Annotated in this window: 11 protein-coding genes; 4 read left to right on the forward strand and 7 right to left on the reverse strand. The window is 69.2% G+C overall.

Translation table 11 applies throughout. The features are described from left to right. From IG84_RS0136580 to IG84_RS0136595, 4 genes are all read right to left on the reverse strand, one after another. Window positions 1–432 (reverse strand): WXG100 family type VII secretion target (locus IG84_RS0136580; protein WP_031061739.1); only part of this gene is annotated, 432 nt, incomplete at its 3' end. Window positions 433–639: 207 nt separating this feature from the next. Then, window positions 640–2,250 (reverse strand): aldehyde dehydrogenase (NADP(+)), encoded by a 1,611-nt coding sequence (locus IG84_RS0136585; protein WP_031067553.1) that lies wholly within the window; start codon window positions 2,248–2,250, stop codon window positions 640–642. Window positions 2,251–2,289: 39 nt separating this feature from the next. After that, window positions 2,290–3,255 carry a 5-dehydro-4-deoxyglucarate dehydratase gene (gene kdgD, locus IG84_RS0136590; protein ID WP_037801407.1) on the reverse strand — a complete coding sequence of 322 codons (966 nt, stop codon included), beginning with the start codon at window positions 3,253–3,255 and terminating at the stop codon, window positions 2,290–2,292. 279 nt (window positions 3,256–3,534) lie between these two features. Further along, the gene (locus IG84_RS0136595) at window positions 3,535–4,704 is read right to left on the reverse strand and encodes an L-talarate/galactarate dehydratase (RefSeq protein WP_031067559.1); all 1,170 of its coding nucleotides are present in this window, start codon (window positions 4,702–4,704) and stop codon (window positions 3,535–3,537) included. Window positions 4,705–5,115: 411 nt separating this feature from the next. Here IG84_RS0136595 and IG84_RS0136600 point away from each other — a divergent pair, with 411 nt between their 5' ends. From IG84_RS0136600 to IG84_RS0136615, 4 genes are all read left to right on the forward strand, one after another. Continuing rightward, the gene (locus IG84_RS0136600; protein WP_031067562.1) at window positions 5,116–5,991 is read left to right on the forward strand and encodes a LysR substrate-binding domain-containing protein; all 876 of its coding nucleotides are present in this window, start codon (window positions 5,116–5,118) and stop codon (window positions 5,989–5,991) included. Between the two features lie 301 nt (window positions 5,992–6,292). Further along, on the forward strand, window positions 6,293–7,213 hold the full coding sequence (gene kdgD, locus IG84_RS0136605; protein ID WP_031067564.1) for a 5-dehydro-4-deoxyglucarate dehydratase: 921 nt from the start codon (window positions 6,293–6,295) through the stop codon (window positions 7,211–7,213). A 130-nt stretch (window positions 7,214–7,343) separates the two neighbouring features. Then, a complete protein-coding gene (gudD, locus tag IG84_RS0136610; protein ID WP_031067566.1) occupies window positions 7,344–8,690 on the forward strand; it encodes a glucarate dehydratase in 1,347 nt (448 codons plus the stop codon). Window positions 8,691–8,852: 162 nt separating this feature from the next. Next, the gene (locus IG84_RS0136615; protein WP_031067567.1) at window positions 8,853–10,190 is read left to right on the forward strand and encodes a gluconate:H+ symporter; all 1,338 of its coding nucleotides are present in this window, start codon (window positions 8,853–8,855) and stop codon (window positions 10,188–10,190) included. 123 nt (window positions 10,191–10,313) lie between these two features. Here the strand turns inward: IG84_RS0136615 and IG84_RS0136620 are convergent, their stop codons facing one another. From IG84_RS0136620 to IG84_RS0136630, 3 genes are all read right to left on the reverse strand, one after another. Then, on the reverse strand, window positions 10,314–11,258 hold the full coding sequence (locus IG84_RS0136620; protein ID WP_245659722.1) for a glycoside hydrolase family 18 protein: 945 nt from the start codon (window positions 11,256–11,258) through the stop codon (window positions 10,314–10,316). Between the two features lie 194 nt (window positions 11,259–11,452). Next, window positions 11,453–12,196, reverse strand: coding sequence for a hypothetical protein (locus IG84_RS0136625; protein ID WP_031067575.1), 744 nt, complete (start codon window positions 12,194–12,196; stop codon window positions 11,453–11,455). 21 nt (window positions 12,197–12,217) lie between these two features. Continuing rightward, the coding region (locus IG84_RS0136630) for an RHS repeat-associated core domain-containing protein (protein WP_037801413.1) at window positions 12,218–16,543 on the reverse strand (4,326 nt) is incomplete at its 5' end.

Here is a 16,543-nt window from a genome sequence, read left to right on the forward strand (position 1 = left end):
GTACGCCTTCGTCTTCGCGGTGGCGGTCTTGACCCAGTCGGTGGTCGAGTCCAGCCGGCCCTGGGCGGCGTTCAGGTCGGCGCGGGCTTCGCGGCCCTTTTTCAGGGCCCGGTCGGCCAGGGACTGGGCGCGTTCGAGTTTGGGCCAGTAGGCGGCGATGGCGTCGCCCGCCATGTCGTAGGAGGTCCGCAGCTTCCGCAGATTCCCCGGGACGCCGTCGAACTCCTCCTTGAACTTCTTCGCGGAGCGGCCGGACCACTTCAGGACCGCGTCCTCGGAGGCCATGCTGGTGATCTGCCGTAGCGCGGTACCGACGTCCTCGGCGAACTCGTGTAGTTCGCGGGCGAGTTGCCGCACACGGTCCGGATCACCGGGGGTCGGGTCCTTCTCCAGGTCCAGCACGTGCCAGTCCGTCGGCCGGTGGCCGCCCACGTCAACTCCCCCGTAACACACTCAACTGTGGTCCTGCGATAACGCGGAACAACCCTAACTCCCGTCACTGACAAGAGTGAAGGGAGGTTCGGCGATCTCGCGTTACTGGGCCGGTCAGCGAGGCGTGAGACGTGGGACGGACTGGCTGCCCGGGGCATCGGGCGGCTGTGAGTGACTGGTGCCCGATGCCGGTGGTGCGGGGGCGCGTCAGTTCAGGGTGAGGGTGCCGTCGATGCGGCGGGGGATGCTGTACGGGTTGTCGTCCTGCAGGGGCGGGGGGAGGAGGGTGTCGGGGAGGTTCTGGTAGGCGACGGGGCGCAGGAAGCGGTCGATGGCCAGGGAGCCCACGGAGGTGGTGCGGGCGTCGGAGGTGGCGGGGTGGGGGCCGCCGTGGACCATGGCGTGGCCGACCTCGACGCCGGTGGGCCAGTTGTTGAACAGGACGCGTCCTGCCCGGCGTTCGAGGAGCGGCAGCAGCGCGCGGGCGTCGTCGAGGTCGGCGTCGGCGGTGTGCACGGTGGCGGTGAGCTGTCCCTCCAGGGCGTGGAGGACCTCCGCCACATGGTTCAGGTCGCGGCAGCGGACCAGCAGCGAGGCGGCGCCGAACATCTCGTGCTGCAGCTCGGGATCGGCGCAGAGGTCGTCGCCGTCGACGGTCAAGAGCAGTGCCTGCCCGGCGCTGGCGGTCGCGGGCACGCCACCGCGGGCCAGGACGCGGACGCGAGGACGGTCACTGACCGTCTCGGTGGCCAGTCGGTAGGACTCCGCGATGCGGGGTGTGAGCATCGTGGCCCCGCTGTTGTTGTCGATGTTGTCGGCGGCTCGGGCTTCGAAGGCATCGAGGCCGTTGCCTTCGACGGCTATCACCAGTCCGGGGTTGGTACAGAACTGACCCGCTCCCAGCGCGAGGGACTCGGTGAAGGCATCGGCGAGTGCGCGAGGGCGTTCGGCGAGGGCGCCGGGCAGGAGGATGACGGGATTGATGCTGCTCATCTCGGCGTAGACCGGGATGGGGGCGGGGCGTTCGGCGGCGGCCCGGATCAGGGCGCGGCCCGCCGTACGGGAGCCGGTGAAGCCGACGGCCTGAATGTGGGGATCGGCCACCAGCCGGGTGCCGGTGTCATGGCCCTCGCCGACGAGCAGGGAGAAGACCCCGGAGGGCATCCCGCTGTCGGTGATGGCGGCGCGAATGGCGCGGGCGGCGAGTTCGGAGGTTCCCAGGTGGGCTTCGTGGGCCTTGACCACGACGGGGCAGCCGGCGGCCAAGGCCGAGGCGGTGTCGCCGCCGAGGACGGAGAAGGCGAGGGGGAAGTTGCTGGCGCCGAACACGGCGACGGGTCCGAGTGGGATGCGGCGCTGCCGGATGTCGGGGCGCGGCTGGGGGCTGCGCTCGGGCTGGGCGGGGTCGATGCGGGCACCGTGCCAGCTCCCCTCGCAGAGCACCTTGGCGAACATGCGCAGCTGTCCGGTGGTACGGGCCACCTCTCCGGCCAACCGCGCTGTGGGCAGGCCGGTTTCGAGCCGGGCGCGCTCGACGAGGGCGTCGCCGGCCTCGGTCAGGTGGTGGGCGATGCGTTCCAGGAACCGGGCGCGCTGCCAGGGATGAGTGGTGCGGTAGGCGTCGAAGGCTTCTTCGGCGAGCCGGCAGGCCCGGGCGACATCGGCGGGGGAGGCCGTGGGGTAGGCGGGGTCGAGCTCGTCGCCGGTGTTGGGGTTGCGCGAGCGGATGCCCGTACCGGTGCCGGTGACGGGCTCGGCGCCGATGAACATCGTTCCCTGGGGCTTGAGTTCGGATGTGTTCGCGGGTGTTGCGGTCACCTGGGGGTCGTCCTTCTGTACGGGTGTGGGCGAGGGGTGTCAGGCGGCGGTGGCCGGCAGCCCCTCGATCAGCTCGGTGAGTTCGGCGAGTTCGCGCTCGGTCAGGTCGGTCAGCGGGGGCCGTACGGGGCCGGCGCTGTGGCCGGTGGCGGTCATGCCGGCCTTGACGATGCTGACCGCGTAACCGGCCTGGCGGTTGCGGATCTCGGTGTAGGGCAGGACGAAGCGCTTGAGCGCGTCGATGACGGTGTCGTGCTTGCGTGCGCGGACGGCGTTGTAGAACTCCAGAGCGAAGTCGGGGAGGAAGTTGAAGATGGCGGAGGAGTAGGTGGTGACGCCGAGTTCGAGGTAGGGCAGGGCGTAGGTCTCCGCGGTGGGCAGGCCGCCGACGTAGGTGAGGCGATCGCCGAGACGGGTGTAGATGCGGGTCATGGCGTCGATGTCGCCGGTGCCGTCCTTGTAGCCGATCAGGTTGGGGCACGCGTCGGCGAGGCGGGCGAGGGTGTCCGCGGTGTAGATGGCGTTGGCACGGCCGTAGACGATGACGCCGAGGGAGGTCTCGCGGCACACGGCTTCCACGTGCTGGGCGAGCCCGTCCTGCCCGGCTTCGGTCAGGTAGGGCGGGAACAGGAGGATGCCGTCGGCCCCGGCGCGCTCGGCGGCCTTGGCGTACTCGATGGCCGTACGGGTGCCGTACCCGGCCGGGGCGAGGATGGGCGTGCCCTCGGGGGCCGCCTGTACTGCCGCGGTCACCACCTGCTCGGTCTCGGCGGCGGTCAGGGAGAAGAACTCGCCGGTGCCGCCCGCCGCGAAGAGGCCGCCGACCTCGTACTCCGCCAAGCGCTCGATGTTGGTGCGGTAGGCGTCCTCGTCGAAGGAGAGGTCGTCGGCCGTGAAGTGGGTGACGGGGAAGGACAGCAGGCCCGAGCCGATGCGCCGGCCGAGCTCTGACGGGCTGAAAGACGGGCCGAAGGACGGGCTGGAGGACGGACTGAGGGACGTCATTCGTGAACTCCGCTGTGAGGTGGTGAGAACCGCGACCGTGCCGCGACCGTGCCGCGAGCGATGTGCCAGTACCGACGCTACGAGCCCCGAGTCATGCCGGTCCAACACCGTTTTGGCATCCATCGATACCGGACAAGCATCATCGGCGGCCGGGCGGCCGAGTTCGCCTTCGCGCATGCATACGGCGCGGGCCCGCGCCGTGGAGGTCAGCGGGGCCCGCGCCGGGTGGGTGCCGGCCGGCAGCGAGGTGCCGGCCGGCACGTCAGTGGTGCGGAAGGATCAGGGGCGCTTGCCCGCCTCGTGGGTCGCCTGCGTCCAGGCGCGGGCCTGCTCGCTCAGTGTGATGCCCAGTCCGGGGCGGGCGGATACGTGCATCCGTCCGTCGCTGATCGTGAGGCGCTCGTTGAACAGCGGCTCCAGCCAGTCGAAGTGCTCCACCCACGGCTCGATGGGGTAGGCGGCGGCGAGGTGGAGATGAATCTCCATGGCGAAGTGCGGGGCGAGCTGCAGATTGTGATGCTCGGCGAGCGTGGCGAGCTTGAGGAACTGGGTGATGCCGCCGATGCGCGGGGCGTCGGGCTGAATGATGTCGGCGGCGTTCTGGCGGATCAGCTCGTAGTGCTCGGCGACGCTGGCCAGCATCTCGCCGGTGGCGACCGGGGTGTCCAGCGAGGCCGCGAGGGCGGCGTGGCCCTGCGCGTCGTAGGCGTCCAGCGGTTCTTCGATCCAGACGAGACCGAAGTCCTCCATCGCGCGGCCCATGCGCTGGGCCGTGGCACGGTCCCACTGCTGGTTGGCGTCGGCCATCAGCGGCACATCGTCCCCGATGTGCTCACGTACAGCGGTCAGGCGGCGCAGGTCCTGCTTGCCGTCGGGGTGTCCGACCTTGATCTTGATGCCGCCGATACCGCTGGCCAGCGAAGCGGTGGCGTTTTCGAGAACCTGCTCGGTGGGAGTGTGCAGGAAACCACCGGAGGTGTTGTAACAGCGCACCGAGTCGCGGTGCGCACCCAGCAGCTTGGCCAGTGGCAGTCCGGCCCGCTTGGCCTTCAGGTCCCACAGCGCGACATCGAAGGCGGCGATGGCCTGCGTGGCGACACCACTGCGCCCGACCGACGCACCGGCCCACACGAGCTTGGTCCACAGCCTGCCGATGTCGCTCGGGTCCTCGCCGATCAGTTCGTCGGCGATCTCCTTGGCGTGGGCGTACTGGGCCGGCCCGCCGGCGCGCTTGGAGTAGCTGAACCCGATGCCCTGGTGTCCCTGCCCGGTCTCGATCTCCACGAACAGGAGGGCCACCTCGGTCATCGGCTTCTGCCGGCCGGTCAGTACCTTGGCGTCACTGATCGGGGTGGCCAGCGGCAGGGTGACCGAGGAGAGTTTGATCCAGGCGATGCTGTCGAGTGTCGCCTCGCCGTGACGGCCGGCGGAGGTGGCTGTGTGCGTCATGGTCACCACTTCGTGTCCCTGGGGGTAGTAGGCGGATGCGATCGGTCGCGGTGGGCCGGGGCCCACGCGGCCGGGCGGCCCGGCGAGCGGAGCGGCCAACGGCACGCGGCATCGGTGCCGGGCGGGCCGCGGGAGGCGGCGGCGGGAGCGCGCCGGTCAGGCTCTCGTGGCAGCGCCCCATGCCGGGCAGCCCCGGGGAACGTGCTGTCGCGGCGCGGGACGGTGGGGCGTGTCGAGGGTGCGCGTTCGCTGCGGCATGTCCTGGCGGTGCTCCCAGTGCGAGGCGGGCGGCTTCTCCCGGCCGGGGCGCCGGCAGGGGGCGGCTCGCCGTTGGTTTCCCCTGACGCTAGGGTCGGCGATTGATCCACGTCCAACTCAGTTTTTGGATGGCTCAATACCTGGAGGGTATCGGTGTTCACACTCGTGCAGCTGGTGAGCTTCGTTGCGGTGGCCGAGGAACTGCACTTCACCAGGGCCGCCGAACGCCTGCGGATGACGCAGCCTCCGTTGAGCCGCCAGATACAGCTGCTCGAGCACGAACTGGGCGTACAGCTACTGGACCGCACCAACCGCACGGTGCGCCTCACGCCGGCCGGCCGGTCCTTCCTCAACGAGGCACGCAACATCCTGCGCCAGGCGGAAGCGGCCACCCTCTCCGCCAAGCAGGTCTCCGCCGGGGAGGCCGGGGCGATCGCCATCGGATTCACCGCTGCCAGCGCCTACTCCGCGCTCGGCACGCTGCTCGACGTGGCCCGTTCCACCATGCCCGGCACGGAGATCGTGCTGCGCGAGAAGGTGACCCGTGACCAGCTCGAAGCGATCACCCAGGGCTCGCTCGACCTCGGCATGATCCGCCCCGCCGGCACCGGACCGGACCTGACGACCCGCCCCGCCATACGGGAAGGTCTGCTCGCCGCCGTGCCGCGCGACCATCCGCTGAGCGCGGGAGAGGGCCCACTGCGCATCGATGAATTCGATGGGCAGCAGGTCCTCATGTACTCGCCGGTGGAGGCCCGCTACTTCCACGAACTGCTGGTCAGCATCTTCCGCGCCGCCCGGGTCACCCCCGAGTTCACCCAGTACCTCAGTCAGGTCCACAGCCTGCTGGCGATGGTCAACGCGGGCTGGGGCATTGCCTTCGTGCCCGAGGCGGCCGCACAGATGCGTTTTTCCGGCATCACCTTCAGATCCCTCGAACTGCCCGACCCCACCCCCGTCGAACTGCACCTGGTATGGCGCAAGGCCAACGACAACCCGGCCCTGCACGCGCTGCTCCGGCACCTGTGAGCGCAGCGCCCGGCCCCTCGGCGCCCGACGTGGGAAACACCGGCCGAGCAGGCGCGTGAAACACCGTCCCAGCAGGCGCTCCGAATGATGCGCTCCGGGTATCACAGCATGCCGAAATGGTGTTGGACCCGCATCGCAACAGGCTCTTAACGTTCCGGCCAGCAATCGAAGCGGTTTCCGCCGGGGACATCACCCAGCGCCCCGCCACGCTCGGAGGTTCCGGAAGTCGTGGACAGGCCACGCCCGGAACCGGGAAGCCGCGTGAGCCGCACGTCTCTCCGTAAGCCAGGAGCTCCCTGCAATGACCGACCACACCCCTGCCGAGCTGGGCCGCCGCCTCGGTTCCGGCCTGCTCTCCTTCCCGGTGACACACTTCCGTCCCGAGGACCATTCCTTCGACGAGGACGCGTACCGCACGAACATCGCGCGGCTCGGGAAGTACGACGTGGCGGGCCTCTTCGCGGCCGGCGGCACCGGCGAGTTCTTCTCGCTCTCCCCGGCAGAGGTGGAGCGGGTCGTCGCCGCCGCCGTCGACAGCGCGCCGGCGGGCACGCCGATCATCGCCCCCGCCGGATACGGCACCGCCACGGCCGTCGAATTCGCCAAGGCCGCCGAGCGCGCCGGAGCCGACGGCCTGCTCCTCTTCCCGCCGTACCTCACCGAGGCATCGCAGGATGGGCTCGCCGCGCATGTCGAGGCGGTCTGCCGGGCCACCGGGCTCGGCGTCATTGTGTACAGCCGGGCCAACGCCGTCTACGCGCCGGACACCGTGGCCCGCCTCGCCGAGCGCTGCCCGAACCTGATCGGTTTCAAGGACGGCGTCGGCGACATCGACCCCCTCACCCGCCTCTACGCCCGCATGGGCGACCGCCTGACCTACATCGGCGGCCTCCCGACGGCCGAGACGTACGCCCTGCCCTTCCTGGAGCTCGGCGTCACGACCTACTCCTCGGCGCTCTTCAACTTCGTTCCGGAGTTCGCGCTCGCCTTCTACGCGGCGGTCCGTGAGCGCCGCCACGCCGATGTGCTGCGCATGCTCAACGACTTCGTCCTGCCGTACACCCGGATCCGCGACCGCAAGCAGGGCTACGCGGTGAGCATCGTCAAGGCGGGCATGACGGTCACCGGCCACCCGGCGGGGCCGGTCCGGCCGCCGCTGACCGACCTGGAGCCGGCGGAGCTGGAGCAGCTCACCGCCTTGATCCAGGGTCTTGACGCCTGAGCCACCAGGCTCCAGGGTCTCGACGTCCGAGCGACCGCCGACGCCCACCCGGCCGTTCTCGCACTGCCTTGAGGCCGTGCCCTGCCGCCCGGTACGCCCGCCGCACTCCGCACGTGAAAGGCACCGCATCATGAACACCACCACACCTCCCGCCGGCCCGCCCGTCGTCTCCGCGATGCGCGTCATCCCGGTCGCCGGGCAGGACAGCATGCTGCTGAACCTCAGCGGCGCGCACGCTCCCTATTTCACCCGCAATCTGGTGATGCTCACCGACTCCGAGGGCCGCACCGGCGTCGGTGAGGTGCCCGGAGGCGAGGGCATCCGCACCACCCTGGAGGAGGCGCGCGACCTGATCGTCGGCCGGTCCGTCGGTGACCCGCAGGCCGTGCTGCGGGCGATACGCGAGCGGTTCGGCGACCGCGACGCAGGCGGGCGCGGTGCCCAGACGTTCGATCTGCGCATCACCGTGCACGCGGTGACCGCCGTCGAGTCAGCGCTGCTCGACCTGCTCGGCCAGCACCTCGGCGTGCCGACCGCCGCACTGCTCGGCGAGGGCGTACAGCGCACCAGTGTTCCCGTCCTCGGTTACCTCTTCTACGTCGGCGACCGTGCGCGTACCGATCTCCCGTACCGGGACGACCCGGACGCCAAGGACGCGTGGCTGCGGCTGCGTGACCAGGAGGCCCTCACGCCCGAGGCCGTCGTCCGGCTCGCCGAGGCGGCCCAGGAGCGGTACGGATTCCAGGACTTCAAGCTCAAGGGCGGTGTGCTGGACGGGCACGCCGAAGCCGAGGCCGTCACCGCACTCGCCGAGCGCTTCCCCGAGGCACGCATCACCCTCGACCCCAACGGTGCCTGGCTGCTGAAGGACGCCATCGAGATCGGGCGCGGACTGCGCGACGTCCTGGCGTACGCCGAAGACCCGTGCGGCGGGGAGGGTGGCTACTCCGGACGCGAGACGATGGCCGAGTTCCGCCGCGCCACCGGTCTGCCCACGGCAACCAACATGATCGCGACGGACTGGCGGCAGCTCGGCCACGCGGTCAAGGCCGACGCCGTCGACATCCCGCTCGCCGACCCGCACTTCTGGACCATGAACGGCTCGGTGCGCGTGGCCCAGCTCTGCGACGCCTGGGGCCTGACCTGGGGCTCGCACTCCAACAACCACTTCGATGTGTCCCTGGCGATGTTCACCCACGTCGCCGCCGCCGCGCCCGGTGACATCACCGCGATCGACACGCACTGGATCTGGCAGGACGGACAGCACCTGACCCGCGAGCCGCTCGCCATCCGCGACGGTGCCATCGCCCTGCCCGACCGCCCCGGCCTGGGCATCGACCTCGACCTGGAACGCGTCGAGGCGGCCGAAGAGCTCTACTTCAGCCTCGGCCTCGGCGGCCGCGACGACGCCGCCGGCATGCAGTACCTCCTTCCGGGCTGGCAGTTCGACCCGAAGAGGCCGGCGCTCGTGCGCTGACGCCACCGCACCAGGAGGCATTACGACGCGTGCGTCCCGCACGCGCACCGCATTCGTCGTGCACACGCACACCGTTCATTCCTACTCACCAACCGGGATACCGGTTCGCCAGGCCGCACCTCCGGCGGTCCGATCCCGGCATCACTTCAAGGGAGAAGTGATATGCCCCTGCTCGTCGTGGCGCTCAGCGTGGTGGCGCTGCTCTTCCTGATGACCCGGCTCAAGCTCAACGGGTTCATCGCTCTGCTGCTGGTCGCGGTGGTCGTGGCAGTCGTCCGGGGAATCGATCTGGAGAAGATCCCCGACGTACTCAGTGAGGGTGTCGGCGGCCAGATCGGCGACACCATGCTCGTGATCGGGCTCGGCGCGATGGTCGGCCGGGTGATGGGTGACTCCGGCGCGGCCCAGCGGATCGCGACGACGATGTCCGACCGGTTCGGTGACCGTTGGGTCCAGGTCGCCATGGTGGTCACGGCCATGCTCATCGGCGTCACCATGTTCTACGAAGTGGCCTTCGTGATCATCGTGCCGGTGGCGTTCACACTGGTCCGGGTGACCGGCAAGAACCTGCTGTGGATCGGCCTGCCGATGTCGATCGCGCTGTCCACCATGCACAGCTTCCTGCCGCCGCACCCCGGCCCGACCGCCGTCGCGGCCATGTTCGACGCCTCCATCGGCAAGACCCTCTTCTTCGGCCTGTTCATCGCGGTCCCGGCCGGTGCGCTCATCGCGCTGGTGTGGCCCCGGCTGGCCTTCGTCCGCCGGATGAACCCGTCCATCCCGAAGGGACTCGTCAGCGACCGCGCGTTCACCGACGAGGAGATGCCCGGCGTGGGCTGGTCTCTCTCGGTCGCGCTCTTCCCGGTGGTACTCATCGCGGGTGCGTCGGTGGCCGAGATGGCGATCGGCGAACACCACGCCGGAATGCCGCTGGTCGCCTTCCTCGGTTCGGCACCCGTCGCCCTGCTGCTCACCCTGGTCCTGGCGGCCTGGGCGTTCGGCCCGCGCATCGGCCGCTCGCTGAAGGACGTGGCGGCCTCCTGTAGTGACGCGGCGAAGGCCATGGCGATGATCCTGCTGGTCATCGGCGCCGGCGGTGCCTTCAAGAACGTCCTGGTCGAAGGCGGCATCGCCGACTACATCAAGGAGCTCACGCACGGCTGGAGCATCTCGCCGATCCTCCTGGCCTGGCTGATCGCCGCCATCCTGCGCATCGCGCTCGGCTCGGCGACGGTCGCGGTGACCACCGCGGCCGGCATAGCGGCGCCACTCGTCGCGAGCAGCGGCATCCACCCGGAGCTGATGGTCCTCGCGATCTCCTGCGGCTCCATCGCCTTCTCCCATGTCAACGACCCCGGCTTCTGGATGTTCAAGGAGTACTTCAACCTGTCGGTCCTGGACGCCATCAAGGCACGCACCACCTACACGACGGTCCTCGCCGTCCTGGGCCTCGGTGGCGTCTTCGCAATGAACGCCGCGCTGAGCGGGCTCGGGGTGTAGCGCCTGGCCGGGGCGCCGCCCCTCACCTCGCCGGGCCCCGCGGACTCGCTCCCGGGGCAGGGCCGGGCCGCTGTCGGCCAGGTGCGGTGCGGCCGCCCGGCGGCGGCAGGCGCTCCGGGTGCCTCACCCGGACAGCGCGTGGGAGACTTCCGCCGCCCACTCCCACGGCGCTGCCGTGCCGCCCGGTTGTGCGTTGAAGTACTCCCAGCCGGCGACCCCGGCGAAGCCCGGGTGCCTGTCGACCAGCTCGCCGAGCGTGGACTTCAGGGTGGCGATGTCGACATAGCCGCTGCCACCGTTGCCGGGGTCGGTGAGCGAGCCGGCCACCACCTTCTGCTCCGGCACGAGGCCCCGGGCGATGATGTCGTCGTAACTGCGGGTGTCGGCCATACTGCCCCAGCCGTTGTAGAACTGGGCGTTGAACCACGCGATGTCGTCACCGCGGTCCCGGTAGAGCTGCTCGTAGTCGAAGCCCGACAGATTGCCGCCGCCGCTGAGCGCGGTGCCCACCGGAGCGAGCGTGATGAGGAAATGCGGACCGAAGTCGGCACGCAGCGCGTCGATCACCCGCTCGATGCCGGCGAGCGACATGTCCTCCTCGACATCGAGGTCCACGCCGTTCAGCCCGTACGTCTTGAGGAAGTCCCGCAAGAGCGGATAGTAGGTGTCGAATTCGGTGTCGAGGCGGGTGTGACTGCCTGGTGCGGCACCGCCGACCATGGCCAGGACGTTGACCCCTTGGCCCTGCATGGTCTTGAGGTCCCGCCACATCCGGTCGTACTTTGCCGCGCTCGGCGGATCGTCGTTCAAGTGCACCGGCGCGTAAGGGCCGTTGACGTCATTGAGGTGCACGGCCGCCACCAGCACGTCCGTCACGCCCGTCCGGTGCTCGGTCAGCGCCAGCGGTGAGACATATGCCCCGTTGTTGTACTGCGTCTGGTAGTAGACGACCACCCGCCGCCCCGCCTCGTCCTTGCGCCCCACCGCCCAGGCGCCGCCCGCCGCCGTTCCCGCAGACAGACCCGCTGCCAGCGCCCCGATAACAAAGCTACGCCTCTTCACACTCACGGCTCGACTCCCACTCCTCGCGCCTCAACGGCCACACCCAAGTCGCCGCAATTCTGACGACAAGGCGCCGTACACGGCTAGTGATGAGAGACAACTAATGCGCATTAGTGGGCTGTTGCGGCAACCGGACAGAGGACGACGGCCTTCGCGACGGCCATGCGGCGCGGCGGGAGGCGCCGGAGGGTTCCCACTCCCTACTCGGTCAGCCGCGCCCGGCTGAAATCGAGGAGTTCGTCGAGGCCGATTCCCTGGGGCTCGCCGGATTGTGTGGTCCAGTCGGCGATGTGCCAGCCGTCGTACCACATCACGCGCCAGACCGTGCCGTGCCGGTTCTCGAACTCGACGATGCTCTCGTAGCCGCCTTCCATGTCGCGCAGTTCGCGGAACAGTACCTCCGGTTCCGCGAACCCACGGTCGGTTCCTTCGCTCCTGCCGCGAGTCTTCGTGTTGATGTAGCGCATCTTGAGGTACGGCTGCGGCTGCCTGCCGAAGTGGTTCAACCGCACCATGCGATAACGCGTCTCAGCCTCCGTGAGATCTTCCTTGCCGGAGAACTCACATGCATACGCCGGGAAAGCAAGGGTTACGTACGGGGTGAGGTCCGGCATTTCGAACCTGTAGTGATTGTGCACCTCGGGTCGCAGGGCCACGACCGTGTCGAACGAATAGCCATCCGGAGGCGTGAATCCGCCGAGGGCGCCGAGGTACGGGTTGCCGGAGAAAAGCTCGTCTTCGTGCAACCGGGCGAACTGCAGGACCGCGGTTGCCAGACCTTCGTCATAACTGTCGCGGGCGCTCAGCTGGAGCAGCCGCTTGCGATCAGCGGAGAGGGCGCCGGCGAAGTCGAGGCCGGGAGCGGGAGACCAGTGCCAGGCATCATCCAGCCCGGGGAGGGGAGTCGAATCGCGGAAGCTGCCAACTGTCTCTCGAATATCCATAGTGTCTCCGTGTCGGCAGCCTCAGCTGCACGAATATCCTGGCCCGACTTGCTGGATGTACGTGGTATTCATGCGTGCACCACCACTGGAATTCTCGCTCCAGTGCATCGGTTCCATGTGTCGCACGTCGTTGTAGAAATTGTTCCTGGTGGGGCGATCAGTGAACCTGCCGTTGTTGTTCCAGTGGTTCACCACAGGATCTCTGTGCTCGTAGGTGACGGTTTTGTGGAATGGCTTCGGGTTGTTGGCTTGCGGATTCCAGATCACCTCGTCCCGGCCGTTGTACCAAGTGAGCTGGTCCCGGGGGATGCGGCTCCCGTTGGCGTCCAGCGGTGCCCTTCCCTGGGCACGGCCTTCCGCGGTGTAGTGCTGGGTCATGTGATCGTGCGTGGTCTGACGGTACCCGCCAGGGTACTGGTTCTCGCGCGTGTACTGGCGGGGGCCCGGCGGAAGGCTCGGATCCCGGCCGAAGCGCATGCCGTTGTTCGGATCCTGCCAGACCAGCCCGAGGGGGTCGATCCAGCTATAGGGGTTGGCGACATACGCGGAGTCGTTCGCGCTGGGCGCCAGGCCGAGGGGGTCCGGCGAGGTGTACTGGCCGGTCCCGGGGTCATAATGGCGGTGGAAGTTGTAATGCCAGCCCGTTTCCGCATCCGCGTACTGGCCGGGGAAGCGAAGCGGGCAGTGCACTCCGTCCGCCGCGGTGTTCTCCTGCAATGCCTCCGGCAGCGGGGCGCCCCAGAGCGTTGCGCGATGCTTCCAGGCCACCTCGCCGGTAGCGGAAATGAGTTCCGAGGGCGTTCCCGAGAGATCCGAGACAATGGCGTGGAATTCGGCGTCGAGGCCGGATTCGCTGCCATCGAGGTGGTCGCCATCGGAGCCGTTGCCACCGGACCGGTGGTCGAGCTGTGCCAGCGGGAAGTGGCTTCCCGGCGAGTAATCCCACGATGTGGTGTGGCCCGAGCGCGTCGTCTGCTCGATGAGACGGGCTCCGTCCCAGACGAAGAGCACTTCGTCGGAGACACCGCCGTGCTCGTCGAGCCGCTGCTTCGCTATTCGGCGGCCGGCGGGGTCGTACGCGTACCGCCATTGCGTGCCGTCCGGCGTGGTCGTGCCGACGAGCTGATTCTGGCTGTTCCAGGTGTAGGACCGGATCCGCTTCTGTCCGTTGAGCAGCCGGCGGACCGTGCGAATGATGCGGCCTTCGCCGTCGCGCTCGTACACGGTCCGGCCGGTGCGCTGGATCCGGGTGCCGGCATAGGCGCGTTCCTGATCGCCGTCGTCCATGCCCGGGGTCCGGGCCCGGACGATGTTGCCGATGCCGTCGTAGGTGTACCGCTCCGTCCACCTGCCACCGTCAACGCCCGTTACCCGGCCGAGCGGGTCGAGCGTGAAGCGGCGGGTGCCGGTGGCGAGGTCCGACACCGAGGTGGGGACGCCGTCGGCCCGGTAGGAGTAGGTGCGGTGCTGGAGCAGGGTGGCGGACTCTCCGGCGCCCCGGCTGGCCTGTTGTTCAGTGAGGCGGTCCGCCCCGTCCCAGGCATGAGTCAGGGTGACGTCGCCCGGGAGGCGGCGCGAGATCTCCCGGTGCGCGGCGTCGTAGGAGAAGGTGATGTGGTGGCCGGCCGTCTCCAGTGCCTGCGGCTGACCGTCCGGGTCGTACGTCCAGGTGGACTCGATCCCCGTGGGCGTCACGCGGCTGATGCGGCGGCCGAGAGCGTCGTAACGGTAGCGCGTGACACGGCCGTTGATGCTCTCGGCGAGGAGAAGGCCGAGCGGGCTGAACTCGCGCTCGACGGTGACTCCTTCACCGTCCTCCCGGACGACGTTGCCGAGGGCGTCGTATGTGAGGTGCGCCGACTGCCCGTCGTACGCCATCTCGACGGTGCGGCCGAACTGGTCCCGCCGGAAGTGGATGGACTCACCGGCGCCATTGGTACGGGACACCAGCTCGCCCATGGCGTCCACCTCGAAGGTGAGACTCCTGCCGGAGAAGTCGCGTTCCGACGTCACCCGGTTCGCGGCGTCGTAGGTGTACTCCCAGCTCTGGCCGTGGGGATCCGTCACCCGCAGCAGGTTCAGCTCGGTGTCGTAGGTGGAGGCATACGCGGTGCCGTCCGGCTGGATGCGCTGCGCCACCTGCCCGAAGGGGCCGACCAGGTACCGGTACACATTGCCGGCCGGATCCGTCTCCGCGGTCAGGTTGCCTTCGGCGTCCCACTCCCAGGACTCCAGGCGGCCGTCCGGGTGCCGGCGCCACGTCATCTTGCCCTCGACGGTCCAGGCCATCTCCGTCGACCGGCCTTGCGCGTCGGTGAACGCGGTCGCGCGGCCGAAGGCGTCGCGGGCCACCCGGCTGCCGGCACCGTGCACGTCGATGAACTCCAGCGGAAGACCGGCGGCGTTGCACCGGGCCCGGCTGGTGTTGCCGGCCGCGTCGGTGACGGCGACGAGGGCGCCGGAGGAGTCGTACTCGTACTGGACCGCCGTGCCCGAGGGATCGACGGTGGCGGTGTGGTTGCCGCGGTTGTCGTAGGCGTGCTCCCAGACCTGGCCGCCGGGGGTGACGGCGTGCACGAGCTGGTGGAGTTCGTTGTAGGCGGCCTCGGCGGTGCTGCCGTCGGCGCGGGTGATGCGCGTGACGTTGCCGGCAGCGTCATAGGTGTAGCCGGTCGTGTTGCCGAGGGCGTCGGTCTGGGACAGCAGCCGGTCGTTGTCGTCCCACTCGTTGGTCAGTGACGCGCCGAGCGCGTTGGTGCTGGAGACGAGCTGCAGCCGCTCGTTGTAGCGGTAGGTGAGGGTGTGGCCGAGGGAGTTCGTGTACCGGGTGACGTTGTTGTCGGTGTCGAAGGTGAGCGCGCAGCTCAGGATGCCGTTGATGCCTTGGCCACGTATGCAGCGGTCTTCTGCGTCGTAGATGAAGCGGTACCAGGAGCCGTTGCGGTCGGTCCAGGAGGTGATGCGGGCGTCGTCGTCATAGGTGAGCTGGAACGGCCGGCCGGAGGAGTTGTAGATCTCGGCGAGGTTCTTGTTGCCGTCGTAGGTGTAGCGCAGGAGCCGGGTGCCGTCGGGTTCATCGTCCGTGCTGAGCAGGCGCAGACCGGTGACGCGGCCGTCGGCGGTGTCGACGGCGATGTGGTAGCCGCCGGTGTGCCGGATCGCGGTCGGCAGGCCGGCGTCGTCGTACTCGAAGGTGACCTCGTTGCCGTTCCGGTCGGCGATCGACTGCAGGGGCAGAACCAGGTGCTCCGAGGAATGTCTCGCACTCGCCGCGGGCAGGGCGAAGCTGCGGGTGAGGCCGGAGCGCGGGTCGGAGATGGTGATCGGACTGTTGGGCGTGCCGTCCCATTCCAGCGGCCAGCGCGGGCCTGCTACGGGCATGACGGGCCGGCCGGGCTGGGGAGCGGGGTAGGCCAGGAGCATCCCGTCCTCGGCGGCGAAGACGGCGCCTTCTCCGTCGAGTTCCAGGCGCTGGTCGAGTGCGGAGGCCCAGGATTCGCCGAAGCAGCGGCCCCAGCGGTAGGTGGACAGGTGAGTGCGCTGGAGAACGAGCGGCAGCACGCCCGGCAGGACGACGTCGGTCTGCTCCATGAGCATTTCGCCGGAGACCATGTCGATCGGGTCGCCGTTCTTGCACCGGCCCTTGGCCGGCTTGGCCTTGCCGAGGAGATTCTTGCCGCCTCCGCGCACGGCATTGCGCAGGCCGCCGGAGCGCAGCCCCTTGGCCGCGGACTTGATGCCCTTGGCGGCTCGGGCGGCAGTGGTGATCCCCTTGACGCCGGGGATGCAGTCGAGGGCGGCCATGCCGACGTCGAAGAGACTGGCTTTCCCGCTCTTGAATTTTATGAGGGTGTCGGCGAGCACGATCACTGCCGCGACGACCACGATGGCGGCGAGGATCGGGCCACCGACGATCATCGCGATGACACCGACGACGGCGACGATGACCTTGCAGACGGAGACGATCGCGTCCCAGCTGTCGGTGACGAACTTGACGATCTCCTCCCACCAGCTCCGGTTCTGGATGCCGGCGTCGGAGGCTTCGTCGAGTTTGTCCTGGCAGACGCGGGCGGCGTCCTCGCGCAGTTCCTTGGCCTCGGCAGCCATGGCCTTGGCGGCATCCAGGGCGGATTGAGCGGTATCGACAGCGCCCTGGGCGTCGCTGCGGGCGGAGTTGGCCTGCTGGGCGTTGCGGGTCGCGGCCCGCACCTTGGACTCGTCCGGCGCCTCGGGACCCTTGGCGTCGTCGTACGCCTTCGTCTTCGCGGTGGCGGTCTTGACCCAGTCGGTGGTCGAGTCCAGCCGGCCCTGGGCGGCGTTCAGGTCGGCGCGGGCTTCGCGGCCCTT

This window comes from Streptomyces ochraceiscleroticus, from assembly GCF_000720485.1.
GTDB classification, from domain to species: Bacteria; Actinomycetota; Actinomycetes; order Streptomycetales; family Streptomycetaceae; genus Streptomyces; species Streptomyces ochraceiscleroticus.